This is a genomic window from Winogradskyella sp. 266wxhm, assembly GCF_058964685.1.
Map to the genome: position 1 here is coordinate 907,823 of NZ_CM179559.1, position 26,647 is coordinate 934,469.

Consider the following 26,647-nt stretch of genomic DNA (forward strand, 5'->3'; position numbering starts at 1 on the left):
TTAAGAGCGTAGATAAAGTATATCTTTAATTAATACCCTCTTATATGACAACAAAAAATACGTATCCAAAAAGAAGAAAAAACTTCTTTCAAAAATCTATTAACAAATTAAATGGGTTTTTCCACAGTAAAGGAAAAACTGAAAGCCCGCAGAATAGAACAGTTCTGATAAGTACATTTATTTTAATTCTTATCGGAATTTATTTTTTCTCCGTGTTTCATGGAGATTTTGAACAATTCAATGCAGAACGAAGAGCATCTACCCTTGGTCTCACATTTATTATCATCGCAACTGCCCTATTCATTTACAGAGCACTTTTCTTTTTATATACAGGGTATAATTACATTAAATACAAACCTATAAAATCAGTTAAGGATAATGAGCTTCCAACTTGTACAATAATTGTTCCTGCATACAACGAAGGTAAACAAGTATACGACACTTTAATAAGTCTTGCTAAAAGCAATTATCCTAAAGAAAAAATTCAATTATTATCAATTGATGATGGAAGCTTAGATGACACTTGGGATTGGATGCTGAAGGCGAAAGAGGAATTAGGTAGCAGATTAGATATATTTCAACAACCAGAAAACAAAGGAAAACGTCATGCATTGTACCGTGGGTTTAATGTAGGAACTGGTGATATTTTTGTAACCGTAGATAGTGATTCTATTGTTACAGAAGATACTATTAGAAACTTAGTTAGTCCTTTTGTAAAAAATGAACAGTGTGGTGCAGTCGCGGGCAACATTAGAGTCCTGAATAACAAAAAAGAGATGCTTCCTAAAATGTTGGATGTTAGTTTTGTAATGAGTTTTGAATTTGTGCGTTCCGCAGAAAGCAATCTTAACTCTGTACTCTGTACACCTGGTGCATTAGCTGCATATAGAAAAACTGCTGTAATGCAGTGCCTACCAGAATGGATTAATCAAAAGTTTATGGGACAGCCTTCAGACATTGGTGAAGATAGAGCCATGACAAATATGATTTTAAAACAAGGTAAACATGTACTTTTTCAACGTAATGCTGTTGCCTACACTAATGTCCCTGAAAAATATCCTGGACTTTATAAAATGTTTATTAGATGGGGACGCAGTAACGTACGTGAAAATCTAGAAATGGCTAAATATGTATTCTCAAATTTCAGGCAAGATTCTAAATTAGGGATAAGACTACTTTTTATTAGTCAATTTTCAAGATTGTTAATGAGCTATCCATTTTTAATATTTATGCTCTTTTTTGTAGTAGTTCACCCTTTGCTATTTATAGGATCTACTTTGATAACTATTTTAATTTTATCTACTTTCTCTTTATTATTCTTTTTTAATAGATATAAATCATTACAAGGTTTTTGGGCCTACACCTATAGTATTTTTTATACTTTTGGATTATTCTGGATAACACCATACGCTATTGCTACAGCTAATAAAAGAGGTTGGCTTACTAGAGGTCTAGCTCAGAAATAATTAAAATTCAACACAAAACAATTGTGTTTTGATAGGGTTAATTGTGAAAAACTTACAATATGTCACCGACATACTGTCACAATTAACCCTTTTTCAATTGTCTTCAATTTCCATATTGCTAAATATTTCTCCTATTACTTTTCAATATGTTAAGATTTCGCAAGAATTGTTTGAGACTCCTAAATTCTTCAAATCTGTTTTTCTATTTGGCACTATCGCACAGTGTTTGTGGCTTATATAGCGACTGACAAGTAAAGTTTAATTAAAATTTAATTATGAAAGTATTAGTAATAGGTGCCGGAAATATGGGCTTAACCTATTCAGAAGGAATGGCAGATTCTTCTTTATTAGGAAAACAAAAGTTAAGAATCTACGATACAGATCCTAACACAATTGAGCGTCTAAGAAAGACTCAAAAGTTTGATGTATACACATCTCTTGAAGATGGTTTACCTAAATCAGACATTATATTCTTAGCAGTAAAACCATATCACTGCGAAGGATTATTTAAAGATATGAAACCTTTAATCAACAACGAGCAAATATTTGTATCGTTAATGGCAGGTGTAAGTATAGACACTATTCAAAAAGGTTTGGGCATAAAAAAAGTTATTAGAACTATGCCTAATCTACCTGCAAAAGTTGGTAAAGGAGTTACATCTTATACAGGTTCAAAAGCTATATCGCGAGTAGAACTTTTAATGGTAAGACACCTATTAGATACCACAGGAACGTCTATCCATGTAGATACTGAAAAATTTATTGATGCCTCAACAGGTATTTCTGGTAGTGGACCAGCCTACGTATTTTACTTTATGCAATCTATGCTAGAAGCTGCTCAGAAAATGGGCTTTTCAGACTATGATTCTAAAGTGCTTGTAAGCAACACTTTTGAAGGTGCTATTGAATTGTTTAACCAATCTGATATTTCACCAGAACGTTGGATTGATAAAGTTGCCTCTAAAGGAGGAACAACTCAAGCAGCAATAGACTCAATGGAAGACAACAATGTAAAACAACTTATTCAAGATGCAGCTTATGCTGCGTTTGATAGAGCAGTTGAATTAGGAAAAAACAAATAAAATGAAAGATGATATTAAACGTGTGGTCGTAAAAGTAGGAACCAACGTTTTAACCAATAAAGATAATAGAATTTTAGGACCAGTCCTAAGAGAATTAGTACGCCAAATAGCTGTACTATACGAAGAAGATATTATGGTAATCCTAGTGTCTTCAGGTTCTGCAATTGCAGGAATGGAAGTTTTAGGAGATACTAAAATTGATGATAAATCTATAAGACGACAAGTTTATTCGGCAGTTGGACAACCAAGAATGATGCGTCATTACTATAGTATTTTCCATGATTATGGAATGCGTTGTGCTCAAATATTAGCTACAAAACGTGACTTCGATCCTGGAAAACATAGACAAAACATGATTAATTGTTATGAAGGACTATTGGCTGAGGGAGTTATTCCTATCGCTAATGAAGATGATGCTGTATCCTTAACCATGTCAATGTTTTCGGATAATGATGAGTTAGCAAGTTTAGTTGCTGAGCTGTTAGATGCAGATCGCTTAATTATCTTATCAGATACTGACGGCCTTTATACAGGTCATCCTGATGATGAGGAATCAAGAAAATTAAATGTCGTAAAAACAGACCAAAACGTAGAAAAGTATGTCTGTGCTTCAGATAAAAAAGAAGGAGAAGGTCGTGGCGGTATGGCTTCAAAATTAAAGATAGCCAAAGGAACTGCTAATAAAGACATACCTACTTACATTGCTAACGGTAAACGCGAAAATGTAATTGTAGATATAATTAATAACAAACAAGTTGGTACTAAATTTATTAGTGCCTAAAAATAAAATTTATGAAACTTTTAAATACAGATATAAAAAACAAAGTATTAAAATCCATGGCAGAAATTCTGGATCGTAAACGCGATGATATTATTGATGCTAACAAAAAAGATTTAGAAGCTTTTCAAAAGGAAGACCAAGCGCTTTTTGATCGTTTAATTGTAAACAACAAAAAAGTTGATGAAATGATCGAAGCTGTAAATTCCGTAAGACTTCAAGACGATCCTGTTGGGCAAGAAATTTCAAATAGAACCTTAAAAAATGGACTAAACATAGTAAATACTACTGCGCCATTCGGAACTATTCTTATCATCTATGAGTCTCGACCAGATGTTACTATTGAAGCTGCAGTTTTAGCCTTTAAGGCCAATAACAAAATTTTGCTAAAAGGTGGTAAAGAAGCTTATAACAGTAATATTATTTTAGAACAATGCTGGCACGAGGCTTTAACTGAAAACGGTTTATCTAAAGATTGGATTAAGTTATTACACTTAAAACGTGAAGAAACGCAAGAATTTCTTAGAAATCCAACTGAACCTTTAGATTTAATAGTACCAAGAGGTGGAGAGCGACTTATTGAATTCGTAAAAACTCATGCTACATGTGCCGTACTAGTTAGTGGTAGGGGAAATAATTTCTTGTATGTTTCTGAAAAAGCAGATTGGAGCAAAGCCGTTAATGTAATCATTAATGCTAAAACCGATAAAATTTCAGGATGTAATGCACTAGATAAAGTCCTTATCAATAAGAACATTCCAGAGTATGAAACCAAATTAGCTATGCTGCAACAAAAGCTAGAACAGTATAAGGTTGAAATAATAGCTGATGAAAGTGTTTCTAAGGTATTGGAGAATGTTAGCAAAGTATCCCAAGATAGTATTTGGTTTGAAGAATTTTTAGCATTGAAACTTCTCATTGCTTCAGTTGATAGTATTGACGAAGCCACAGAAATGATTAATAAGTACTCAGGAAAACATTCAGCAGCTATTATAACTGAAGATAAAAATGAGGCATTAACTTTTATGAATAATGTAGATAGTGCTGCTGTTTACCACAATGCTTCTACTCGATTTACCGATGGTGGTCAGATGGGAGTTGGTGCTGAGTTAGCCATTAGTACAGATAAACTACATCACAGAGGTCCATTAGGTTTAAAGCAATTGGTAACCAATAAATATTATGTTTTTGGTGATGGACAAGTAAGGGTTTAATTATCTTAATACTCTAAAAACCAGCTTAAAATTTGATATTCTAGGAAATAATTATTATATTATGGGTTATGATTCAAGAAGATAAAATAAAATATAGTGAAGAATTAAGTAATTCTATAAGTTATTTAGAGAATTTAGGATATAACAATATTAAGGCAGATTTAGAAGGTTACGAAACCCCTAAATCCTATCATAAAAAAGAAAGTGACATAGATATCACTCCAGATATTGTTGCTGAAAAGGAAGGTAGAAAGCATATTTTTGATTTAAGCTTAAAATCAGAAAGACCTAAACTTCTAAAATCCAAATGGTTATTCTTAAATACTTTAAGTCAACTTAAGTCTTACCGTTTTAGGTTAATTACAACAAGAGGACACTACAAATTCACTAATGAAACTGTAGATGCCATTCATCTTGATACTGTAAAACTGCTTAAAATTTAATTTTTTGAAAGATTTTGTAACATTTTGTAACGTTGCTACGTATAATAAAGGAACAACTTACTGTTCATTATAATTTAGCACAAATCGAAATTACATGAGACAACTTAAAATTACCAAGCAGGTAACTAACAGAGAAACGGCATCGTTAGACAAGTACTTACAAGAAATTGGTAAAGTAGATCTAATTACTGCAGATGAAGAGGTTGAATTAGCACAGCGAATTAAAGCTGGCGATCAAGTTGCTTTAGAGAAGTTAACCAAAGCCAACTTACGTTTCGTTGTATCTGTTGCAAAACAATACCAAAACCAAGGTTTAACCTTACCTGATTTAATTAATGAAGGTAATTTAGGTCTAATCAAAGCTGCACAACGTTTTGATGAAACTCGTGGTTTTAAATTTATTTCGTATGCTGTATGGTGGATTAGACAATCTATTTTACAAGCATTGGCTGAGCAATCTCGTATTGTTCGTTTACCATTAAATAAAATTGGTTCTATTAACAAAATTAATAAGACTTTTGCATTCTTAGAGCAAAGTCATGAGCGTCCGCCTTCTGCAGAAGAAATAGCAAAAGAGTTAGACATGACCATTAATGATGTTAAAGAATCAATGAAGAATTCTGGTCGTCACGTAAGTATGGATGCTCCACTTGTTGAAGGTGAAGATTCTAACCTATATGATGTCTTAAGAAGTGGTGAGTCTCCTAATCCTGATAAAGATTTATTACATGAGTCTTTAAGAACAGAAATAGAGCGTGCTCTTGAGACACTTACTCCACGTGAAGCAGATGTTATCCGTTTATATTTTGGACTTGGAAACCAACACCCAATGACATTAGAAGAAATCGGTGAAACATTTGATCTAACTCGTGAGCGTGTAAGACAAATTAAAGAAAAAGCTATTCGTAGATTAAAGCATACGTCTAGAAGTAAAATATTAAAAACATATTTAGGATAACTTTTAAATTTTAAAACTCTAATTTCTATATTCAAAATAATTATTAGAGTATTTAGAGTAAAAATGATTTAAAAGTTTGTTTGGGCTCGGTTTTTTGTATATTTAGCCACCAACCTAATAAAGGTAACAACAGTTACAAAACATAACTGTTCGTTTTTTGATTGATGAAAGAACCCACGGCTGATTACCGTGGGTTCACTTTTATATCAACTTATCACTTTTTAAAATTCGTTTTTTAATTACCTTTGCAAAAAATTAAACACAACACTTACAATGGCTTCAAAAATTATAGCTCCTTCAATGCTTGCTTCAGATTTTGCTAATCTTCAACGTGATACGGAAATGGTAAATAACAGTGAAGCAGACTGGTTTCATATCGATGTTATGGATGGGCACTTTGTTCCTAATATTTCTTATGGCATGCCTGTTATTGAAGCTATAAAAAAACATGCAAAAAAACCTCTTGATGTTCATTTAATGATTGAAAAACCTGAACGCTATATAGAAGAGTTTGCTAAGGTTGGAGCAGATATTATTACTGTTCATTACGAATCTACTATTCATCTTCACAGAACACTTAGACAAATTAAAGATGCTCGATGTAAAGCAGGAGTTGTACTAAACATTACCACTCCTCTAGTCGTTTTAGAAGATATTTTACCAGAATGCTACATGGTATTATTGATGTCCATTAACCCTGGATTTGGTGGACAGAAATTCGAAGATATTACCTATAAGCGTATTAAAAAACTACGTGAAATGATAAACGAGCAAGGTTTAGATACACGTATTGAAGTTGACGGTGGTGTTACCGATAAAAACATCAAACAACTTGTTGATGCTGGTGCAGATGCATTTGTTGCAGGAAGCCACGTTTTTAAAAGTGACAATCCTACCGAAACCATTAAAACACTAAAAAACCTTGCTAATTCTTAAAAACTTATAGTTGTTTTATCAGGTAGTTTACCAAGTCTGTTGTAGTTACAATTCCGACTAAACAACCGTCTTCTACCACAGGTAAAGCATGAAATTCTCTTCTGGCTAAAATTTTAGCAACCTCTTTAATTGATGTATTAGCATCAACAGTTACTACATTTTTTACCATGACTTGTTCTATGGTAAACATGTTATACACCAAGCTATCGACATCACTTTCAGACTCGTCTACTGCATCAGCAAAACTAATTCTCAACAAATCTGTATAGCTCAACATTCCTATAACTACTTCTCCTGAAACTATTGGAATATGTCTTATTTTATGTCTCTTGAATAATCGCTCTGCAGTCTCTAAATCTCCATCTCTATCCATCGCAATAATATCTGTTGACATTATTGAAGAAATTGGCGCTATATATTCCATAACATAAGTGTTTTATAATTTATACTATTAAAAGTAATTTATAAAACACTTAAAATTCATGACAAATATCATAGAAGACTATGATTTAAAATGAAATTTTAGGTTTGTAAAGATGCTTTATTTTTTGCTACCGTAGCCGTAGTTATAGCCATAGTTATAACCATAGCCGTAAGACTTATTTGTATCTACGCCATTGATGACATAGGCAATATTTTTCAACTTACCTGAATCAAACAAGTCTTTAGAATAACTAAGCAGTTTTTTCTCAGTGTAATTTGCCCTAACGAGATAAATGGTCGCATCTGCTAATTGAGATATCAGCATAGTATCTGTAACTAGTATTGTTGGAGCCGTATCTACAACAATATAATCGTAGTCTTGTTTAGCTTCTTCAATTAATTTTTTAAACCTACCGTTTGTTAATAGATGTGCTGGATTGGGCGGAATACTACCCGATAAAATAATATCATGATTAGGGTGCTTATCAAAGCCTTTAATCAACGTATCCTTCCAGCTACAGTCACTATCATGTAAATAATTAGACAAACCTGGTTTATGCTTATCCTCATGAATATGCGTATGTATTTGAGGATTTCTTAAATCAGCACCAATTAATAACACTTTTCTGTTTATACTAGACAAGGCTAGAGATAAGTTAATACTTGTGTAGGTTTTCCCTTCACCCTTTATTGTTGAAGTGCAATAAATAACTCTTCCTTCTTTTTCTTTAACAGGAAGAATATAGTCTACATTAGAACTCAAAATTCTAAACGCCTCAGCCTGTATTGAATTATCCTCAGGATCTTTAAAAATTAAATTCTCTTCCTTTACTTTTGGTAATTCACCAACAATTGGAATTCTAGTGTCTCGTGTTAAAACATCTTCTCTTCCTTTAACTTTGGTGTCTAACAATAGAGTAAGATAAATCACGCCAAAAGGAATTAAAAGTCCAGCAGCCAATGCTATCATATATATACTCCTTGGATTTGGAGATACTGGTGATGAATTGGAAATTGCATATTCTACGACTTTTATTGAAGGTTCAGTAATAGCTAAATTTATTGCTGCTTCTTCTCGTTTTTGTAATAAAAATAGATATAGTGTTTGCTTTATTTCCTGCTGCCGTTTTATTTCAAGCATTATCTTTTCTTTTGCAGGCAAATTATAAACTTGAGAAGCATACTTTTTATTTTTACGAAGTAATTGTTGCCTAGATGCCTCTAGTTGATTTTTATAAGAGGCTATAGAAGTTTTAATATTGGCTCTTAGATCCTCTATCTGTTCATTTAAAACAATAATGTTAGGATTATTTTTACCACCACTAACAGACAAATTATCTCTTTGAAGAACCAAAGTATTAAAGTTTTCTACTAACCCGTTAATGCTTGTATTTTCAACACCTATATTTGTAGGTAACAAATCCGACTCGGGATTAAGTGTTAATAATGTTTCTTCTAATAAATCAGATAAAATAAGTTGATTTTCTACGCTAAACAATTCTTGTTCTGATATTGTTCGCTGACTAAGCCCTAATTCTGCATCAGATTCAACAGTTATTAAATTATTTTGCTGCTTAAAATCTCTAATACCCAATTCTATTGAGTCTAATTCTTCTGCTAATAACAAAAAACGTTCATCAATAAAATCAATTGTTCTCCTAGAAACCTCTTGCCTATCGTTAATACCATCTTCATTAAAGACATCGATTAATGTATTTAAAATGCGTTCATTTTTGGCTTTACTTTGACTATTATAAGTTAACCTTAGTAAATCACTTGATTTACCGACAGTACTAACATTTATGCCATTCTTTAAGTTTTTGGTAACTGGAACTACTGGAGCAAACTTTATGATATAAGTTTTACCTTGTAGTGCATTAATTTTGGATCTTGAATCTAAATTAAGTTCAAAAGGGAGGTTATGCGTGGCTTTTGTGGTATCAAAATCGGGAAAGATTAAACTTTTACCATTTTCACCTTTAGAAACTTCAAAGGCATTTGGAGTGACTCTAATATAATAAGTAGAAAAAGTATTTATACTATCATTTTCTACTTTTCTTAAAAAGTCAAATGGTAATCGATCTATTTCTGTAGTTAAGACATTCCCTTCTTCATAAAATCGCTGTGTTAAATCAATACGCTTTACTACATCCTCTATTATACGGTATGATTTTAAAATTTCGATCTCATTTTCTAAATTAATATTAGATCTATTGAACACGAAAGCTGAAGAAGGCAATTCAATACCTTTAGCTTTATTTAAAATTTTAATTTTAGCACTAGATTTAAATACTTTAGGAGTGTATCTCAAGTAAAGAAGTGCACATAAAAACGCCAAAATAATACCCAAAACAAACCAATACCAATATTTTAGGTATTTGCTTATTTCGTTTTTTATCAACTCTCCTTGATCTACTTTATTTGAAATTACGGTATCTAATTTACTATTCATGATTATCTCGTAATTAAAACTATTGTAGAAAACAAAATTGATACCACAGATATTAAAGTTCCCACATTACCAACAAAACCTGCACTCTTTACTTTAGGGTTATTTGGATTTACAACTATAACATCGTTAGGTTTAATAAAATTATATGGACTATCTAGCCAATCTGAAGTTGTTAGATCTATATGTGTTATCTGGCGAATCCCTTCTTCATCACGCATAACAATAATATCTTCTCTTTGTCCATTTATGGTCAAATCTCCTGCATAGCCTATGGCTTGAAGAAGTGTAATGTTTTGCTCAGTAAAGTTATAGGTACCTGGTTGGTTCACCTCTCCCAAAACAGTAACCTTCGCATTAATCAACCTTACATCTACAGAAGGTTGTTTCAAATGACCTCCTTCCTCTAAAAGCTTTTTTAAATACAGAGCAAATTCTTGAGTTGTTTTCTCTTCTACAGAAAGCCTACCCAAAACTGGAAAATTAATAGTTAAATCTTCAGAAACCAAATATCCTTGTAGCTGCATTAACTGAATACTGTTTCCACCACCACTATTGTTAACTCCTTTGTTGTAAGGTCTTGCTGATTCTGGTATTAGTGCACTAACATCAATTCTTAATACATCATTGGGCTGAATTTTTGCATTAGTGTATTTTATTTCGTCATTTACTCTAGCATCTACATCTTGTAAATAAAGAATCTCCTTTTTAGAGGCACAAGAAAAACACATACCTACACAAAAAACTATTAATATATAGCGCTTTAACATTATCTATTTTTTAGCTTAAAACAAATATAAATGAATTATGCATCTTACAAAGTAATAATTAATAAGTTAAAGTTTTACTTATCAATATCATTGACCAGTTAAGATCTTTTGTTACTCGAACGAACTAACCAATCATACAAGAAATATAACGAATATAAAATTGTACCACTAGCTAATAAAATAACGAGTTGTAAATGAATATCTAATTTTTTTGCTTGAAAAGCAATTATTATAAGTAATACATTTATAAATACAATAATCGAAGTTGTTTGCTTATGAGTAAAACCTAAACTTAAAAATCGGTGATGTAAGTGGTTTTTATCTGCGGAAAAAGGACTCTTCTTATGAACAATAAGTCTTATAAAAAAGATTCTTAAAGTATCTAACAATGGGAAAAACAAAAATGCTAAAACCAATACAGGTGAAGAATTTTTATACATATTTACTCCAAAATCCTGAGAACTATCTATAAACCTAACTGCAAAAACCGATAAGATAAACCCTAAAATCATAGAACCTGTATCACCCATAAACATTTTATTACGTTTAGAAAAATTTAACCTCAAGAAGGGAATCAAAGCTCCAATTACAGCTGCAGCCAATACAACCATACTAATATCATCGTACCGATAAAAAACAAAACCGAAAGCTACCGTTGCCATAAGCGCCAAACCACCTGCTAATCCATCTATTCCATCAATGAGATTAAAAGCATTTATAATTAAGACATAAACAAAAAGGGTGAATACCACAGATAACCAATAAGGCATTATGGTGATATTCAAAATACCTGACAAGCCTACAATTCTGGTATCTGTGAAAATTATAAGCAATAAAGCTGCTATAAGTTGCCCTGAGAACTTTTTACGTGGAGACAAGATGAGGATATCATCCTTTAATCCAAGAAAAAACAAAAGGGTTATACTTCCCAAAATCAACAGTAAGCTTTTTGTATCTAACAAAGCCCCAACTATTGTTATAGCAACAACAACACCCAAATAAATACCAATACCACCCAAATTTGGTACTTTCCCTGAATGACTACTTCGGTCATCAGGATCATCCATTAAATTTTTAGCTTTTGCAACATTAATAATTGCTGGGTAACTAGATACAGATACTATTAAAGATATAAATGCAGCTACACATAAAAATAAACCTATATAATCCTGAGGGTTAAAATTTTCGAGTAATTCCTTTACCATATTTACCTAAATTCACAATTATTTGTGACTTCCAAAATGTATTAATAATTTAAAAATTCGATAAGATATCTAACATTATACATTAGGTCTTAAATTGTTTGATTTTAGACACGTTTTTCAAAAAAACAGTTAACACGTTTCCGGTATTGTTAGACTTCACAGCCCGATAATCTTCTTTAGTTTTTTGAATAATATTCTTCAAGCTCTTATTACTTGCGCCACCAATTCTCATTTTAACAATGGTTTTAGGGAGGTAATGAAAATTGTAATTAGACTCTTTAAAGATACGTAAAATAAAATCATAGTCCGCTGCTATTTTGTAATCTAGATTGAATCTACCGTGCTGATTATAAAGTTCCTTCTTCAGATAAAGTGTTGGATGTGCAGGCATCCAACCCTGTCTAAGTAATTGCGGAGTAAAGTTCTCACTTTTCCAATTACGTACAATATTTTCAGGATCATTAAAAGACACATAATGCAAATCTCCATAGACGCCATCTGCTTCAAAAGCTTTAAAACGCTCTACGATTTGAGAAATACAATCTTTATCGGCTAAAAAATCATCAGAATGAACAAAACCTACTATATCTCCAGTAGAATTATCTATCCCTTTATTCAGGGCATCATAAATGCCTTTATCTTTCTCAGATATTATTACAACATTTGAAGCATTTTGTGATAGTTCCTGAATTTTCTCTAGCGTTCCATCACTAGATTTTCCATCTATAATAATATATTCAATATTTGGATACGACTGACTTAACACCGATTCCATACATTTTTCAATAGTATTGACACTATTATAGGTTGCTGTTATAATTGATACCTTCATTTAGCTTTTAGAAAACACTCTATTTTTTATTTTAACAGCAGGATTACCTTGGTATATACTATAAGCCTCTAAAGTACCAATTGCTACTGAACCCATACTTAATACCGCATGACTTTCAAAAACTACCCCAGGAGCTACACTACTATTAGCGCCAACCCAACTACCTTCTTTCAAATGAATTGGTGCAACAATTAAATCGAAACTTGTAGATTTATAATTGTGATTACCACATTGCAACAAAGCGCCTTGAGAAATACATACATTATCTTCTATTGTAACCGTATCAAGATTATCAATCCAGACTTCTTCGCCAATCCAACAATAATTACCTATTTGGAGTTTCCAAGGATATTTAATATTAACATTAGGTTTTATTACAACACCTTTTCCTATCTGTGCACCAAACACTTTGAGTATAAACACTTTTAAGCTAGAAAAAACATTCCATGAAGCCTTCAAAAAAACGAAATTGAATACGTACCAAATAAGGCATTTTAATTTGGAAGCTGGTTGGTACCAACTATTGTTATATGAAGACAAATCTGTTTTCAAAGAATAAAATTATATATTTGAAGCGTCAGATTTTAATAAGTCATCAAAATATTTAATAGTATGCTTTAGCCCTTCTTTTAGTTGAATTTTCGGCTCCCATCCATTTAATTCTTTGTGCGCTAAACTAATATCTGGCTTACGTTGCATTGGATCATCCTGAGGAAGAGGTAGGTGTATAATTTTAGATTTTGAACCTGTAAGACTAATGACTTCCTCTGCTAATTGAAGCATTGTAAATTCTACTGGATTACCAATATTTACAGGACCTACAAAACCATCTCTACTATTCATCATTCGTATAGTTCCTTCAACCAAATCATCAACATACTGAAAGCTTCTTGTCTGGGTTCCATCTCCAAAAACCGTAATATCATCACCTCTTAAAGCTTGTACTATGAAATTTGAAACCACTCGTCCATCTTTCGGATGCATTCTTGGACCATAAGTATTAAAAATCCTGATGATTTTTACATCTACTTGATTTTGATTGTGATAATCCATAAACAACGTTTCGGCACAACGCTTTCCTTCATCATAACAAGAACGCAAACCGATAGGGTTAACATTTCCCCAATAAGATTCTGGCTGTGGATGAACATTTGGATCTCCATAAACTTCACTTGTAGAGGCTTGTAAAATTTTAGCATTTACTCTTTTTGCAAGACCCAACATATTTATAGCTCCCATCACAGAAGTCTTAACCGTTTTTATAGGATTATATTGATAGTGCACTGGTGAGGCTGGACAAGCTAAATTATAGATTTCATCTACCTCAACCATGTACGGATTAGTAACATCGTGTCTCACCAACTCGAAATAATGGTGATCCATCAAATGCTCTATATTACGTTTTGAACCTGTGAAGTAATTATCTAGACAAATAACCTCATTACCTTCATTTAATAAACGTTCACTAAGGTGCGACCCTACAAAACCTGCTCCTCCGGTAACTAAAATTCTTTTCATAAATCATGTATTAATAGCGTTCAAAAATAAGGTTTTATTTTGTTCTAACAGCTCTGGATTTTCTGTAAATTTTTTAGCATAAACTATTGATGCACTACTCCATCTACTAAATTCCTTATTATCCATGGCTGCAAAAAAATCTAGTGCATTTACAAACCTATCCGTATGAAAAACCGGTATATCAAAACCTATATTTTGCTTTTCCAAATTCTTCCATGGGGTTTGATCTGAAATTATAACAGGGCAGCCATTTTGCCAAGACTCCATTATAACATGACCAAAATTTTCATGATGAGTTGGTAAAAGTAAGACATGTTGATCTTTTAAATAATTTACGATTTCAGAATGCTGAATTGCACCTAAATATTTCACACTGATATTCTGAGGCAATTTTTCTTGTTCGTGTTTACATTTTTTCCAGTATTCTTCTTCTTCAATCGGACCAATTATGCTAAAGTTAATATGATATCTTTCATTAACTTCTGAAAGAAATTTAATCGCACTCAACAAATTCTTTTTGAATGCTATTCTTGATAGAAAAAATACATTTATCTTATTAACCTCTTTAACCTTATGGAGATTAGTTAAGTTTATTTTACCCGATAAGTTTGGTGCTATCAAAACTTTAGACTGATCCCCAAAACACTTCTTTATCTCTAACATTTCACTTTCAGCTGTTGCGTGCCAGGTTATGTACCTATGAAATCGCAATACCTTAAATAAACTCAAAAAGAGCTTTTTCTTTATTGGCTTTATACTTAACGCACCTTTGCCTAGCATACCTCTTGGGGCTAAAACCCTTCTTATCATGACATTTCTATATAATATAAGGGGCATCAAGGTGAATTTTTTTGAAAATATTGAATTGAAGTATATAACGTCAAAATTTTCTTTTAAAAGGAAATTTTTATAAAACCTATATGTCTGATGTTGAGAATCAATATACACGATTTTATAACCTTCTCTTTCTATCCAAATATTGAGAGATTTTTGGTCTATATCTAATTGTTGGTCTATGTCTGAATTTGATGTTGCAACGTAAACATCAAACTCTTCCTTAATATAGTTTATCAAATTAGCAACAGATTGTATGGGACCACCTGCCTTATATGCAGGCAAAAACCAATCAATCATTATTAGTAGCTTTTTTTTAACCATTTACAATATTTTTATATATCTCTATATATTTTTGAGCTATAATATTTGCACTAAACCTCTTAGAGTTATCATATCCTTTTTTTATCAAATCTCTACGATATGATTCATTATTTATAACTTTTAAAACACCTTTTCTAATAGAGTCACAATTATAGGGGTCGACTAATGAGGCTGAGTTATTAGCTATTTCACTCATTGCTCCTACATTAGATGTAACAACTGGCCGACCTATAGTTTGAGCTTCTATAATTGGCATACCAAACCCTTCATAGAGTGATGCAAAACATAAAAGATCGCACTCTTTATATAATTCCACTATTTCGTAATCAGATATATCTACATAGTTAGAATATTCTAGTTTATATTCACTTAAGATTTTTTTCTGATCATTTTTAAGTTTACCTATTATAGTTAAGGAACATTGAATTCCTGATAAAGCTTTAAAAATCCTCTTTAAATTTTTATTTTCCTTAGTCCCAACACATAAAATATTGGGTCTATATGTATTGAACTCTTTTGGCGAATTTACATAACCCTCACCTATCGGATTATTAATAACCACAACTTTTGATTTCACAAAAGGAATATATTTATAGACCTCATCTTTTGTATAGTTTGAAATAACAGTGATTTTTTTTACGAATAATGCTGGCAACCAAAACCATAAAGCAAGCATAAAAAATCTTTTGATTGGATTTCCTTGTAGAGCAGAAATCATATCATGAATTGTTAAAACTGTATTTCTACCAGAAGTTATAGCAATATAATTAACATGGCCAGTAATATGATTTACTTCTTTTCTGTTATGTTTGACAAATTTTAAATTTTCTATTATTGATTTAAAACTAATGCTAGACCAAGGTAACTCTAACCTCTCTACTTCAATTTCTTTTTCTAAATAAGGCTGAATTGTATTAAATACAGTTTCAATACTATAAAATCCAGCTTGCGATTTTCTAAAAAATAGACCTAATTTTAACTTCACTATCTAAGAAAATATTTATTGAAAATTTTGAACATAATTTTACGAATTAGCAAAATAGGAATTATATAAGTAATAAAATTCCCCATAACTTTCATCATGTTAAAACTATAAACACTTAACAAAAAGTAAAACGGCACTATAAAAAGTACTCCCCAGAACATATTTGGGGATTTTAAAAATAAAAATTTCATACTCCAACCAAAAACAATTCCTAAAAACATCAATAAGACCATCATTCCATACACACCAAAATCTATATATGCATCAGTCATAAAACCAATACTATGAGATGCCTTTCCATTATCCCAAAGCTCTAATCGTGTATATTTATTGGTATGATCTGAATCGTCAACTACAGCCTTTTCTGGAAAAAAAATTCTTGGCTTAAAATAAAATAATGTAGACTCTTTAATTATTTCACCTCTCTCGTAAGGTATATATTGAGGTACATTTCTTAGAACAATTGAGAAAAACTCAATATAACTTACTCTATCTAATAAAGCTTCTGTAGCAAACCCCACATCTTCTAGAGAAAATTCAGAGGCTTGATTAAAGAATTCACTAATGGCGTCAGATTTGTCTACAACAACTCGTTGAGAACGCTCACCACCAGAGAGATATTCCCTATAATCCTTTTTTATAGCTGTCCAAAAAACACCAAAAGAAAGAACAAAAAGAAATATGACTGAGAACTTTAATATAGTCTTGGATTCTAGTTGATTTTGTAAGGAGAGTAAAGCAATAACTACTATTAAAATTATATCTTTAAATCCTGAAAAATACCCTGTAAAACCTATAAAAACTTCTAAAACTAAAACAAAATAAAGTACCTTTTTACTTTCGTTAAAAAAATTACAGTATACAAAAGTTAAAAGCAAAAGACCCCATTTCAATTTAGAAAATGCTGTTACAATTGTATTAATACCTGGTAAGCTATTTCTAAAAGCTAACAAAAAAGAAATACCTAATGAAAATAGGATATAATTCCTCAAAACTTTTTTGGGATCGTAATCAAAACTGATTTCCTTTAAAATGTCAAAATTAGTAAACCTCTTTTTCAAAGGTAAATAAATACCTATTGTAAAAAATATTAGACCTATATTACTAATATAATTAGCTTGATAGATAAACTCATCATCCTTATGGAAACTAAATTGCACATCCAATGTTGAGTTGGTTAAGCTACCGTAAATAAGTTTGATATTAATTTGCAACCACTGAAACAACAAAGCAAGAAATACTGTTAAGAATATTGGGTTTCTTAACTTGAAAAACATCCCTACTATAAACAATAAAGGAAAAAGTGAGATTAAGGAATTGAGGAAATGGGGGCCAATAATAGAAGTAAACAATATGAATACTGATAATATAGACATTAATCTTTTTTGACTTACATCCATAATGACTCTTGCTTTAAAACTTCTAATATTTTTTTCAAATTCTTGCGAGAAAAAAACCTAATTTTTAATTTCTTAGTCTTTGACTTTTTTAGTAATGATTTTTCAAAAACGCTATTAACATCAATAGTTTTTAAATTTATATTAAAACGAGAATTTAAATTTTCTGTTATTAAATTATAATTTTCTAGAAAAAAATCTAACTCAAAAATAACAACATCATCAGGGTATCTTTTTTTAAAATCTAAAATGTTGTTATTATAGACACTCCAGGCTCTATAAGCCTCTCTTTTCTTTAAAATCAAAAGTAATGGATAAAACAACAAATGCTTAAGCCTTATTATTTTACTCATACCCACACCTTTTTTTAATTTATGTTTATATCTTCTGATCAAAGAATTTTCAACCTCATCATAATGTCTAAAAATTGCGATACATTTTACATTTGGTAATTTTTCTTTCCAAGCTTGTAAGTATAACGTGGTTCTAGGTTCTTTCCATCCCCAAAAAGTTTGATTGCTACGTTTCTTTAAAAATGAATTAATTTTATTTTCTGTGGATTTTTCAAAATCCAGATTTCCTTTTATATCACCTTTAATACCTCGTGTATCAAGCCCCTTTTCCTTTAGGTCAGTTTCATGAATTTTTAAGATCTCTAAATCTTCAAAATGGCCTTTTTTGTTATCAAAGCCGTGTGAAAGTAAATCTTCTCCAATAAATAACCCTGATTGTTGAAGTAGATTTCCTGAAAGCGATGTTCCAGACCTATGCATTCCAGCTATTATTATAATATCTTGAGACAACTGACTATGTTTAGTTTAATGAGTTTTTAACTTTTCTAGCTTTTTGTAAAATACAATTTTATAAAATTTAGATTCTAATCGCAAAAACCTCAAAACTCTAACTACTGTCCACTTTACAAACATGAAAAATAAATCATCGTACTTTTTAAGTTCTTTAATATAGCGCTTTCCTAACTCTAAATCATTCTGCTTTAAAATATAGAAATATTGATTTAGATAAGTTGGGTATACTTTCCATTTAATAATCTTATTTAAATGTTGCCTTAATTCAGGCTTTAAAGTTGACAAATAGCATTGATATACTTCGTAATTTTCCTTCATTCTAAAGAATGATGCTTTTAAATCCCTACTTAATTGACCAGTATGCTGTCGGACATTTACTAAAATATTACCATACATTCCAACAGGTGCATCCTTAGAGAGTAAACACCACATTTTAAAATCTCCAACATAAATCATAGACTCATCAAAATAACCCACCGACTCACAAGCTTCTTTAACTAAACAAACATTAGCGATATTTCCAGAAATACTTCCAAATAGTAATGAGCTTATAGCATGATTTTCTACAGAAATAGTTTTATTATTAAAAACTGTTGGACGTTTTAAGTAATTTCCATTAACATCTATACCCTGAAGTCTAGAAAAACTGAATTTAACCTCAGGGAATTCTCTATGAAACCTTACCATTTCGACAAGACAATTAGGTAACATGATATCATCTTGGGCCCATAAATGTACTAAATCTGCTTTTGCTTTTTTTATTAGCAAATTTAAAGTTGGAAACAGACCTTGATTTTGTTCATTTTTATATAAAGTGACCCTAGGGTCCTTTAGAGTTTTTAAAAATTCATAACTTTCATCTTTGGAGCAATCATCACAAATCAAAAATTCGAAAGTAATCTCTGAATCATCTTGTCTTAATACCGATTCTACTGATTGCTGTAAAAATGCCATCCCTGTGTAAACAGGTAATACTACACTTATATCTGGCTTAGAGACCTTATTCATTTAGTTCGTTTTCAAAAGCTTTTACAATATTGCTAAAGTTATAACTCATAATTTTTAATCTTGCTTTTTCACCCATTAATTTTAGCTCACTTTTGTTCAAATTCACAAGTATATCTTTCAACTCTAACAAATTATCATAACTAAAAACAAAACCTGTTTTGTTTTGAGAGACTAAGTCCTTAACACAGCCAACCTTATTAGATACTATTACAGATCTACCACTGGCCATAGACTCATTAACAGCTAAACCCCATGTCTCACCAGGTCCTTTTGATGGAAGACAATAGACATCTGCCATTCTATATACCAAAGGCATCCTTTTTTGATTTTGAAAAGTTAAAAACTTTATATCATCATTTTCAAACTCTTTTAATTTTTCCTCCAAAGGACCACTACCAATTATTAGTAGCTTTAATAATTCTCCTCCTTCTTTTTTAGCTTTATTGAAAGCTTTGATTAAAAAATCAGGCTGTTTTTTAGATTCTAATTTACCTGAGAAAACGATTAAAATATCCTCTGAACTATATCCTAAACTTTCTCTCCAATTTTTAGCATCAATTAAGTAATTAGGATTTTTTTCATCACTAAATCGATCATTATCTATAGCGTGAGGGGAGCAAACTAACTGATCAGGTTTTAATCCGTGCTTTAAAAAATAGGCTTTACTTGCCTCTCCAACAAAAAAAGCCTTATCTACGTAACTATAAACTTTCCTCAACACCAAACGTCTTAATGTTGTCTTTAATCCGACAACCTCATCCAATAATGTAGAATCACCTCTAAACCAAACAGGAATCTTTCCTTTAAAATGACGCATAGCCAAAAGATGGCTTTTAAAATTCCAACCAAAAAACAGTATTGCATCAGGCTGAAATGCTTCAATCTTAGCTATCAATGTTGGATTATCTATACCAAAAAAATGGTGAGAACCAGGTTTTTTAGACACATTATCCACAAATTCATAATCATAGCCTTCTCGTAATGGTATATCCCATTTTATTGTTTTACCAAAAACTTTATCCTCCACAGACTCGTTAGTCTGAGACCAAGTATAAAACACTTTTAAACCAAGTTTATTCCTTTTTTCTAACAACTGAAATAAAGGAGCATAATACTGAATAGGATGACTTATAACTACAGCTATTTTTTTCATTCTTCAGTTACTAATTTAACAACACTTTATCCATTGCTTCTGCTAATACCTTAGCAGATTGTTTAGATGTATATTTATCTAAAGGCTGTAAATTTAGAGTCCAATCATCTATTTGCTGAAAAGACTTTAGAATGTGTTCTACACCAATTTCAATTTCATTTTTAGTAAATCCGTTTTTATAAGGGAATAAAAACCTTTCAGCATTGCATTGCCTAATCACTTCAACTGCTGAGCTATCATTATGCAACATAGAAAACAAAGGTCTATTACTTAATAAGCATTGAAATGTTTTTGATGCGGTATAATGTTGTTCTGTACTACCAAATAACAACACCTTATCTGCTTTGGATAAAAAATTTAAAATGTGTAGAAATGGATATCGCTCTCTATTTTCAAAAACAATATCATCTATTCCTTTATCCTTAGCATATGATGTAATTCTCTTTGCAGGATACATTCCTGTACCTACAAAGTATAATCTAATTTTATCGTCCCAATCTCCTTCTTTTCTTAGTTTAGCAATCACCTCAAAGAACGATTCTACAAAGAGATGTGAATTAGGTAAGAATGCACCTGCATAAACCCATGGTTTACAATCTGGTTGGTTGTCCCAAGGGTATTGAATATCGTTGAGGTGAATTTTATGATCATTTGGATCGAAACCGTATGGCATTCCTGCATGTACTGGTTTTACCTTAAAGTTTCTGTCCAACACAGACTGATAATAAGGTGTAGATACACCTGTTATCAAAGCAGCTTTTTTAACCGCAAAAGGTTCAAGTGTTTTTGCCACAACCTGACTTAATTTGGCTCTTAAGTTATTTTGATTGGTTATGTCCCTTACCCATGGGTCTATATAGTCTATACCATAAGGGATTTTAGTTTTATTATATAATAACCTTCCTAGAATAGCAGTGTAAAATGATGGTATGGGAATCCATATAAAATCTATTTTACGTTCTTTGCAAATTCTGAGAGCTTCTTTTTTTAGGAAAGGAAAAGCTCTTAGACCAATATCACCAACAATTCGTGGTTTAAAAACCTTGTAAGCTTTGGTAAAAACAACTTCGATATCTTCTGAAGCTGTCTTTTCCATTAAAGGATCTAACCTCTCTTCATAATATTCTGATTTTACAGTTAGCAATAATGGCTTCCAACCAAAACCTTTTAAATAATTACCTATTAATCGTGGTCTTTGAACACCTGCTAGATTAGCAGGAACCCAATGTGGGTATATAATAAGAACTGTATTCATTAAAATATTTCTAAAAGTTTAGTTTGTTCCTCTTCCCATGAAAACTGACGTGCACTATTCCATCTATTTATTTTAGCTTGATGAATAAATAAGTTCTTATCTATTTTAGATAGTTCATTTGAAAGAGAGCTTTCTATCAATTTTCCTGCTTCAAAATTTATAGACTCTAAAAAATTACGTTGCCCAAAGGTATCAGTTGCCAAAACATACAAACCAGCTTGAACATAGGCTAGAAATTTATTTGTTAAACAAATATTTCTATTATAATCAGCTTTTTCACTCTCTAAAGCCAAACCTATATCCATAGTCCTTAAAAACTCATGAAGATCTGATTGCGACATAACTTCATGAAAGATTACGTTTTTTGCAAACACTATATCCTTTACGTACTCTTTATTTACGTTACCAATAAGATGAAACTCAATATCTGAATGAGCTTTGGCTGCACTAAACACCTGCTCTAGTCCCCTATTTGGCCCAATGTACTGGGAAAACCAAACTGTTTTCAGCACGTTCTCTTCTGTCGCTATTGGCTTTATAAAATCATCTCTTTTAAATGCATTAATAATGGTCAATTGGTACACATCTTTAGATATACTATACTTTTTTTTACACTCTAAAGCTATACCTTCTGATGCATAAGTAATAGTATTTGCTTCATTAAAACTATACTGCATAATCCTATGCCTATTAGTTTTCTCAAGTTTTTCATTAAAATACAAACTTTCCCCTGGATGATAGTCTTCAATATCTAACTGTAGATCTATATCCTGACTTTTTGAAACCCATACAGCAGGATAAAATGCACCTAAGTTATGTGCCACAATTCTCTTAAACTCTATATCTCTAGATAATTGCTTAACTACATTTAATAGTTGTGCTGTCTTATCATTACTTGCAAATGCACAAACCTTGTAATTGTTTTTATAAAAAGGATTGATTCTTATAGCTACCTTATGTTTTATTTTAGAAACAATAGTTGATAAAAACTTTTGTTTCCTATCAATTTCAATAAAGTTAACTTCTTTATTGTCTGACTTGATTTTCTCTGAAAGCTCCAAACTCCAATCATGATGTTTATAGCATACTACAGTACACACATAATTTGATTTTAAACTTTCAAATTCTTTAACTAAACGAGGGTTTGAAGCGATACTAGAAGTAGTTATAAAAAGTAGTTGCTCCATTTGATTTTTTTACAACATAAGCACAGACTTTATTTCTTTAAGAAGAAGTTTTATCTACAAAATCTGTTTTCATAATTTGTCGTTGTAAATATCTCAAATTATTATTTATATGACAAACATTATTCCTTTTAGAATTACATTTTATATTCATAACAAGGTAATTCTAAATATTATTTTAAATCCCGAACAAATATTGAGTTTTGATTAATAATCTATAATTTATGCACCCAATAAGATATAATTTTTGCAATTTTCCAGCCAAAAATTTTTTTAAAAAACTCTATTACATTACCTCCTAATACTGGTAAATAATCTATCTGAGCTAAATCTTTAGAGCGACTTAATACCATAGACGACAGATCTTTAAACTCTGGAAAAGCATCAATAGCAATAAGCTTGTATTGTAAAGCCATGGCATTTTTATAAGCTTGCGTTGTTTCTAAACCTTTAAATTGTGCTGACTTGGATTCTAAAGCCGTAATTTGACTTTCTAAATGCTTCCTTTTTTTTTGATTAGCTATATTCTTACCATTAATATGTTTTCGATAATAATTAAAAACATTTGGAGTAAAAATAATTTTCTCAGCCCTTGTTGCTACTCTACAAAAAAATTCACCATCTTGGTCTTTGCTTAAATCTTCATTCCAAGGTCCTGAATCTTTTATTAAAGATTTAGGAGTTAACCAAGCACTGGTTTGAATCATATTATGATGCTCTCCATCGGCACCATATAAATTTAAAAGCAGTTCTTTAGGATTATCTGTTGTATATAAAAATGCTCTATCAGTTATTTTACCCGTATGAAAACTCTCATAAAAATGTTTAGTACTGCATACTGTTATACTTTTAGAGTTTCTTTCTAATTGTGCAAGTTGGTTCTGAATTTTATCCTCACTTATTAGATCATCAGCATCCAAAAATTGTATATAATCACCAACTGCCAAATCTAAGCCATAGTTTCTCGCAGCACAAGCTCCTTTACCTCTATTCTTAACAACCCTTATATTATCTGAAGCATACTCTTTTGCTAATTCATAAGAACCGTCCTCTGAACCATCATCTACAATTATAATCTCCCAGTTTTTATAAGATTGATCAATAATAGATTTTATTGTTTCCTCAAAAAATGAAACAGAATTGTATAATGGAATTATAATCGAGACCTTTATATTATTCATATATTTTTAATAAGCTTAGCAGGAACACCACCGTATATAGCATTGGGCTGAGTCGATTTTGTTACTACAGATCCTGCAGCAATAATGCACCTCTCCCCTATAGTCACTCCTGGCAAAATAGTAACACCTGAACCTACCCAAGCTCCATCACAAATTCTTATAGGCTTTTTAATCAAACCTCCCTTCCAAGCTGCTACGTTTTTATCTGAATAAATATGGTCATGTGTATATAGTGTACTATTTGGACCTATAGCAACTGTATCGCCAATGATTACATCATCAACAAGGTCAATTATCGTGTAGTCTCCAATATTAGTATCATTTCCAATGACTAATTTTCCTGATTTTTCTGGCTCTCTAGCAAATATTGAGCAATATGTTTCAATACTTACATTATCACCTATGACCCAATCACTTTTAACATAAAGCCTAGCGTTTCTACCTAATTTGAAATTTTGCCCAGTTACTAAACTAAAATTAGTGTCAATAATTATAGTTGCATCATCTTCCGTTATGCACTTGTTTCCTATGGTTAGTTTTGCACTTTTACCTATTCCGAAATTAGTCATCCTTCCAAGGACAGCATTGTTTCCTATATTTATTTTTCCTTGACCTTCAACTTTAATAGGAAAGGTGATTTTTGGTGATTTCCCAAAACTAATATTGTTAAGCTTGTAAAACCAAAACAGTTTTCTTAATACCTTTTCTTTTAAATATTTTGCGTAACTGAAAATCATAATACTTTAACTAATAACCGAATTTAATATAGAAAAAAGGGTTACATTTTTACTTTCTTTATAAAGTTGAAAACTTTTTTTAAATGAATGATGCTTAGCTGCTGACAAAACAGCTCTACTCTGTTTTTTATAATTAAGCTCTAGAGCCTTATCTGCTTCCTTTGCAGATAAAGGACAACTATTACTTTTAAGCATTTCTTCTGAAAGCAATAAATATTTAAAAGGCACATAGGGATCTGTTCTATTATCATTCATTTGCTGATCGTCATGCTCTCTATACCAAACCAAACCTTGAGGCATCAAGACTACATTTTTGCTTTTTGATAGTATATGCCACATCTCAAAATCTCCAAGGTGCTGTTTTCCCGTAAAACCACCTACTTCGTCAAAATCTACTTTTTTTATAATAGCAGAGAGAGGTGCTTTATGAAAAATTGGAAACTCAAAATAGTGCCTATAATAAGCCTCTCTTGGACCTAACATAAATGGGTATATGTTTTGTTTATCTTGACTTAGTGAACACAAGCCATAAGCAGACTCGGGGAATTTTTCCATATAAAAAACCAATTGTTCTAAGCCAAAAGGGTAAATTATATCATCTGCATCTAAATATTTTAAATATTTTCCATTAGCGTAGCTTGCTGCTTGGTTTCTATTTGGATAGTCCCCTAAGTTGACATCATTAATATAAACCTTAATTCTAGTATCTTTCTGAACATAAGATTTTGCAATAGCTACAGAATTATCCTTAGATTGATCATCTACAATAATTAATTCCCAGTTTTTATAAGTAGAGGCAATAACACTTTCTATTGCTTCCCCAATATATTTTTCCCTATTATATACTGTCATTAATACAGACACCAATGGCTTCTCCATAATTATAAAATATTTCTCATTTTAGTATAGGAATTGTGTGCTTTTTGAAAATATTTTAAACGTGTTAAATACGTCTTATATTCCTTAAGGTCTGTTTTACTATGATCATTTTCTACAATCGACTTGTACTTTTGGTATAATTTAATATCATATTGATTTATGTCCTCTATAAGCTTTATTGTATCTGAATCAAAAGTAATTGAATCGAGTTCATTCTTAGTAGAGATATTTAAGGAATTATAATACGGATAATATTTCCAGTCTACTTTCTGATATATTTGAAACAAACTCTCATTAAACATCTCTTGGATTCCAACATACATAAAGTCTTTCGAAATATTAGATTCTGCCTCTTTAAAAATCAATTCCATATTCAAATCATTTCGAAATTTTTGTCCTGATATCCACGCTGTTTGCATATTAGAAAAACCATAAACTTTATTATTCTTTATAAGTTTATACAAACTCTTTTCTTTTTGAAACTCTCTATATATGTATGATTTAGGCATTCTTAAATACTGTCTAATATGAGATTTCACTCTGTCAATAGGGTCTCTAAGAAAAGTTACATACCTATAATCTCCTTCGATATTCATATAATTATGGATACCATAATGATAATGCCCTTTAAGCACCTTAAAATCTTTCGGCTCTATATCTCCATTTTTATATTTTTCTTGTAATTCAACAAACTTAATGTTGTCCCAAGGATGTATTTCTTTGTTAGAATATTGAAGTTTTAGTAAGATATCAAGTGAAGTTCCAGCAGTTTTTGGTATATGTAAAAAAAATAATCGCATTGCTATAAAATTTCTTTTTTCTTTAGTTAA

At 31.1% G+C, this 26,647-nt stretch carries 26 protein-coding genes; 7 read left to right on the plus strand and 19 right to left on the minus strand.

Features of this window, described 5'->3' with window-relative positions; genetic code table 11:
• Nucleotides 1–44: 44 nt before the first annotated feature.
• From AC2H4K_RS04205 to rpe, 7 genes are all read left to right on the plus strand, one after another.
• Nucleotides 45–1,466, plus strand: coding sequence for a glycosyltransferase family 2 protein (locus AC2H4K_RS04205; protein ID WP_281138539.1), 1,422 nt, complete (start codon nt 45–47; stop codon nt 1,464–1,466).
• Between the two features lie 275 nt (nt 1,467–1,741).
• Nucleotides 1,742–2,548, plus strand: coding sequence for a pyrroline-5-carboxylate reductase (gene proC, locus AC2H4K_RS04210; RefSeq protein WP_281138540.1), 807 nt, complete (start codon nt 1,742–1,744; stop codon nt 2,546–2,548).
• Nucleotide 2,549: 1 nt separating this feature from the next.
• A complete protein-coding gene (gene proB / locus AC2H4K_RS04215) occupies nt 2,550–3,329 on the plus strand; it encodes a glutamate 5-kinase (protein WP_281138541.1) in 780 nt (259 codons plus the stop codon).
• Between the two features lie 11 nt (nt 3,330–3,340).
• The gene (locus AC2H4K_RS04220; protein WP_493742873.1) at nt 3,341–4,540 is read left to right on the plus strand and encodes a glutamate-5-semialdehyde dehydrogenase; all 1,200 of its coding nucleotides are present in this window, start codon (nt 3,341–3,343) and stop codon (nt 4,538–4,540) included.
• 68 nt (nt 4,541–4,608) lie between these two features.
• Nucleotides 4,609–4,983 (plus strand): hypothetical protein, encoded by a 375-nt coding sequence (locus AC2H4K_RS04225; RefSeq protein ID WP_493742874.1) that lies wholly within the window; start codon nt 4,609–4,611, stop codon nt 4,981–4,983.
• Nucleotides 4,984–5,077: 94 nt separating this feature from the next.
• On the plus strand, nt 5,078–5,941 hold the full coding sequence (locus AC2H4K_RS04230) for a sigma-70 family RNA polymerase sigma factor (protein WP_040247666.1): 864 nt from the start codon (nt 5,078–5,080) through the stop codon (nt 5,939–5,941).
• 273 nt (nt 5,942–6,214) lie between these two features.
• On the plus strand, nt 6,215–6,877 hold the full coding sequence (gene rpe / locus AC2H4K_RS04235; RefSeq protein WP_493742875.1) for a ribulose-phosphate 3-epimerase: 663 nt from the start codon (nt 6,215–6,217) through the stop codon (nt 6,875–6,877).
• Nucleotides 6,878–6,881: 4 nt separating this feature from the next.
• On the opposite strand, the gene AC2H4K_RS04240 is transcribed toward rpe, so the two are convergent.
• The 19 genes from AC2H4K_RS04240 to AC2H4K_RS04330 all read right to left on the minus strand — a co-directional run bounded on the left by AC2H4K_RS04240 (nt 6,882) and on the right by AC2H4K_RS04330 (nt 26,617).
• Nucleotides 6,882–7,301, minus strand: coding sequence for a CBS domain-containing protein (locus tag AC2H4K_RS04240; RefSeq protein ID WP_493742876.1), 420 nt, complete (start codon nt 7,299–7,301; stop codon nt 6,882–6,884).
• A gap of 117 nt (nt 7,302–7,418) precedes the next feature.
• Nucleotides 7,419–9,752, minus strand: coding sequence for a GumC family protein (locus AC2H4K_RS04245; protein ID WP_493742877.1), 2,334 nt, complete (start codon nt 9,750–9,752; stop codon nt 7,419–7,421).
• Nucleotides 9,753–9,754: 2 nt separating this feature from the next.
• Complete coding sequence (locus tag AC2H4K_RS04250) at nt 9,755–10,519, minus strand: polysaccharide biosynthesis/export family protein (protein WP_493742878.1); 765 nt, start codon at nt 10,517–10,519, stop codon at nt 9,755–9,757.
• 98 nt (nt 10,520–10,617) lie between these two features.
• Nucleotides 10,618–11,724: a glycosyltransferase family 4 protein gene (locus tag AC2H4K_RS04255; protein WP_493742879.1), complete on the minus strand. Its 1,107-nt coding sequence runs from the start codon at nt 11,722–11,724 to the stop codon at nt 10,618–10,620.
• Between the two features lie 82 nt (nt 11,725–11,806).
• On the minus strand, nt 11,807–12,556 hold the full coding sequence (locus AC2H4K_RS04260) for a glycosyltransferase family 2 protein (protein ID WP_493742880.1): 750 nt from the start codon (nt 12,554–12,556) through the stop codon (nt 11,807–11,809).
• Nucleotides 12,557–13,108, minus strand: coding sequence for a WcaF family extracellular polysaccharide biosynthesis acetyltransferase (locus tag AC2H4K_RS04265; RefSeq protein WP_493742881.1), 552 nt, complete (start codon nt 13,106–13,108; stop codon nt 12,557–12,559).
• Nucleotides 13,109–13,117: 9 nt separating this feature from the next.
• A complete protein-coding gene (locus AC2H4K_RS04270; RefSeq protein ID WP_493742882.1) occupies nt 13,118–14,074 on the minus strand; it encodes a UDP-glucuronic acid decarboxylase family protein in 957 nt (318 codons plus the stop codon).
• A 3-nt stretch (nt 14,075–14,077) separates the two neighbouring features.
• Complete coding sequence (locus tag AC2H4K_RS04275) at nt 14,078–15,232, minus strand: glycosyltransferase (RefSeq protein ID WP_493742883.1); 1,155 nt, start codon at nt 15,230–15,232, stop codon at nt 14,078–14,080.
• Nucleotides 15,225–16,217: a glycosyltransferase family 4 protein gene (locus tag AC2H4K_RS04280; protein ID WP_493742884.1), complete on the minus strand. Its 993-nt coding sequence runs from the start codon at nt 16,215–16,217 to the stop codon at nt 15,225–15,227. Before AC2H4K_RS04280 ends, AC2H4K_RS04275 begins: the two co-directional genes overlap by 8 nt.
• Nucleotides 16,217–17,593 (minus strand): DUF8712 domain-containing protein, encoded by a 1,377-nt coding sequence (locus AC2H4K_RS04285; protein ID WP_493742885.1) that lies wholly within the window; start codon nt 17,591–17,593, stop codon nt 16,217–16,219. The genes AC2H4K_RS04280 and AC2H4K_RS04285 overlap by 1 nt, the downstream gene beginning before the upstream one ends.
• A gap of 14 nt (nt 17,594–17,607) precedes the next feature.
• A complete protein-coding gene (locus AC2H4K_RS04290; protein WP_281138554.1) occupies nt 17,608–18,417 on the minus strand; it encodes a sulfotransferase family protein in 810 nt (269 codons plus the stop codon).
• Nucleotides 18,418–18,432: 15 nt separating this feature from the next.
• Entirely contained in the window at nt 18,433–19,428 is a 996-nt protein-coding gene (locus tag AC2H4K_RS04295; RefSeq protein WP_493742886.1) for a glycosyltransferase family 2 protein, read from the minus strand.
• A complete protein-coding gene (locus AC2H4K_RS04300) occupies nt 19,421–20,581 on the minus strand; it encodes a glycosyltransferase family 4 protein (protein WP_281138556.1) in 1,161 nt (386 codons plus the stop codon). Before AC2H4K_RS04300 ends, AC2H4K_RS04295 begins: the two co-directional genes overlap by 8 nt.
• Nucleotides 20,582–20,591: 10 nt before the next feature.
• Complete coding sequence (locus AC2H4K_RS04305) at nt 20,592–21,836, minus strand: glycosyltransferase family protein (RefSeq protein WP_281138557.1); 1,245 nt, start codon at nt 21,834–21,836, stop codon at nt 20,592–20,594.
• Entirely contained in the window at nt 21,836–23,023 is a 1,188-nt protein-coding gene (locus tag AC2H4K_RS04310) for a glycosyltransferase family protein (RefSeq protein ID WP_281138558.1), read from the minus strand. The genes AC2H4K_RS04305 and AC2H4K_RS04310 overlap by 1 nt, the downstream gene beginning before the upstream one ends.
• 212 nt (nt 23,024–23,235) lie before the next feature.
• Complete coding sequence (locus AC2H4K_RS04315) at nt 23,236–24,201, minus strand: glycosyltransferase family 2 protein (protein WP_281138559.1); 966 nt, start codon at nt 24,199–24,201, stop codon at nt 23,236–23,238.
• The gene (locus tag AC2H4K_RS04320) at nt 24,198–24,938 is read right to left on the minus strand and encodes an acyltransferase (RefSeq protein ID WP_281138560.1); all 741 of its coding nucleotides are present in this window, start codon (nt 24,936–24,938) and stop codon (nt 24,198–24,200) included. Before AC2H4K_RS04320 ends, AC2H4K_RS04315 begins: the two co-directional genes overlap by 4 nt.
• A gap of 6 nt (nt 24,939–24,944) precedes the next feature.
• Complete coding sequence (locus AC2H4K_RS04325) at nt 24,945–25,817, minus strand: glycosyltransferase family 2 protein (RefSeq protein WP_493742887.1); 873 nt, start codon at nt 25,815–25,817, stop codon at nt 24,945–24,947.
• Nucleotides 25,818–25,819: 2 nt separating this feature from the next.
• Nucleotides 25,820–26,617, minus strand: a complete 798-nt coding sequence (locus AC2H4K_RS04330; protein WP_493742888.1) for a hypothetical protein — start codon at nt 26,615–26,617, stop codon at nt 25,820–25,822.
• Nucleotides 26,618–26,647: the final 30 nt, after the last annotated feature.

Bases quoted from the DNA above. Each gene is read 5' to 3' on its own strand.
- proB (WP_281138541.1), top strand. From the start codon at position 2,550: ATGAAAGATGATATTAAACGTGTGGTCGTAAAAGTAGGAACCAACGTT.
- AC2H4K_RS04305 (WP_281138557.1), bottom strand. From the start codon at position 21,836: ATGAATACAGTTCTTATTATATACCCACATTGGGTTCCTGCTAATCTA.
- AC2H4K_RS04285 (WP_493742885.1), bottom strand. From the start codon at position 17,593: ATGTCTATATTATCAGTATTCATATTGTTTACTTCTATTATTGGCCCC.
- AC2H4K_RS04225 (WP_493742874.1), top strand. From the start codon at position 4,609: ATGATTCAAGAAGATAAAATAAAATATAGTGAAGAATTAAGTAATTCT.
- AC2H4K_RS04330 (WP_493742888.1), bottom strand. From the start codon at position 26,617: ATGCGATTATTTTTTTTACATATACCAAAAACTGCTGGAACTTCACTT.
- AC2H4K_RS04250 (WP_493742878.1), bottom strand. From the start codon at position 10,519: ATGTTAAAGCGCTATATATTAATAGTTTTTTGTGTAGGTATGTGTTTT.
- AC2H4K_RS04245 (WP_493742877.1), bottom strand. From the start codon at position 9,752: ATGAATAGTAAATTAGATACCGTAATTTCAAATAAAGTAGATCAAGGA.
- proC (WP_281138540.1), top strand. From the start codon at position 1,742: ATGAAAGTATTAGTAATAGGTGCCGGAAATATGGGCTTAACCTATTCA.
- AC2H4K_RS04230 (WP_040247666.1), top strand. From the start codon at position 5,078: ATGAGACAACTTAAAATTACCAAGCAGGTAACTAACAGAGAAACGGCA.
- AC2H4K_RS04240 (WP_493742876.1), bottom strand. From the start codon at position 7,301: ATGGAATATATAGCGCCAATTTCTTCAATAATGTCAACAGATATTATT.
- AC2H4K_RS04255 (WP_493742879.1), bottom strand. From the start codon at position 11,724: ATGGTAAAGGAATTACTCGAAAATTTTAACCCTCAGGATTATATAGGT.
- AC2H4K_RS04275 (WP_493742883.1), bottom strand. From the start codon at position 15,232: ATGGTTAAAAAAAAGCTACTAATAATGATTGATTGGTTTTTGCCTGCA.
- AC2H4K_RS04270 (WP_493742882.1), bottom strand. From the start codon at position 14,074: ATGAAAAGAATTTTAGTTACCGGAGGAGCAGGTTTTGTAGGGTCGCAC.
- AC2H4K_RS04295 (WP_493742886.1), bottom strand. From the start codon at position 19,428: ATGAATAAGGTCTCTAAGCCAGATATAAGTGTAGTATTACCTGTTTAC.
- AC2H4K_RS04220 (WP_493742873.1), top strand. From the start codon at position 3,341: ATGAAACTTTTAAATACAGATATAAAAAACAAAGTATTAAAATCCATG.
- AC2H4K_RS04325 (WP_493742887.1), bottom strand. From the start codon at position 25,817: ATGGAGAAGCCATTGGTGTCTGTATTAATGACAGTATATAATAGGGAA.
- AC2H4K_RS04320 (WP_281138560.1), bottom strand. From the start codon at position 24,938: ATGATTTTCAGTTACGCAAAATATTTAAAAGAAAAGGTATTAAGAAAA.
- rpe (WP_493742875.1), top strand. From the start codon at position 6,215: ATGGCTTCAAAAATTATAGCTCCTTCAATGCTTGCTTCAGATTTTGCT.
- AC2H4K_RS04300 (WP_281138556.1), bottom strand. From the start codon at position 20,581: ATGAAAAAAATAGCTGTAGTTATAAGTCATCCTATTCAGTATTATGCT.
- AC2H4K_RS04260 (WP_493742880.1), bottom strand. From the start codon at position 12,556: ATGAAGGTATCAATTATAACAGCAACCTATAATAGTGTCAATACTATT.
- AC2H4K_RS04310 (WP_281138558.1), bottom strand. From the start codon at position 23,023: ATGGAGCAACTACTTTTTATAACTACTTCTAGTATCGCTTCAAACCCT.
- AC2H4K_RS04315 (WP_281138559.1), bottom strand. From the start codon at position 24,201: ATGAATAATATAAAGGTCTCGATTATAATTCCATTATACAATTCTGTT.
- AC2H4K_RS04205 (WP_281138539.1), top strand. From the start codon at position 45: ATGACAACAAAAAATACGTATCCAAAAAGAAGAAAAAACTTCTTTCAA.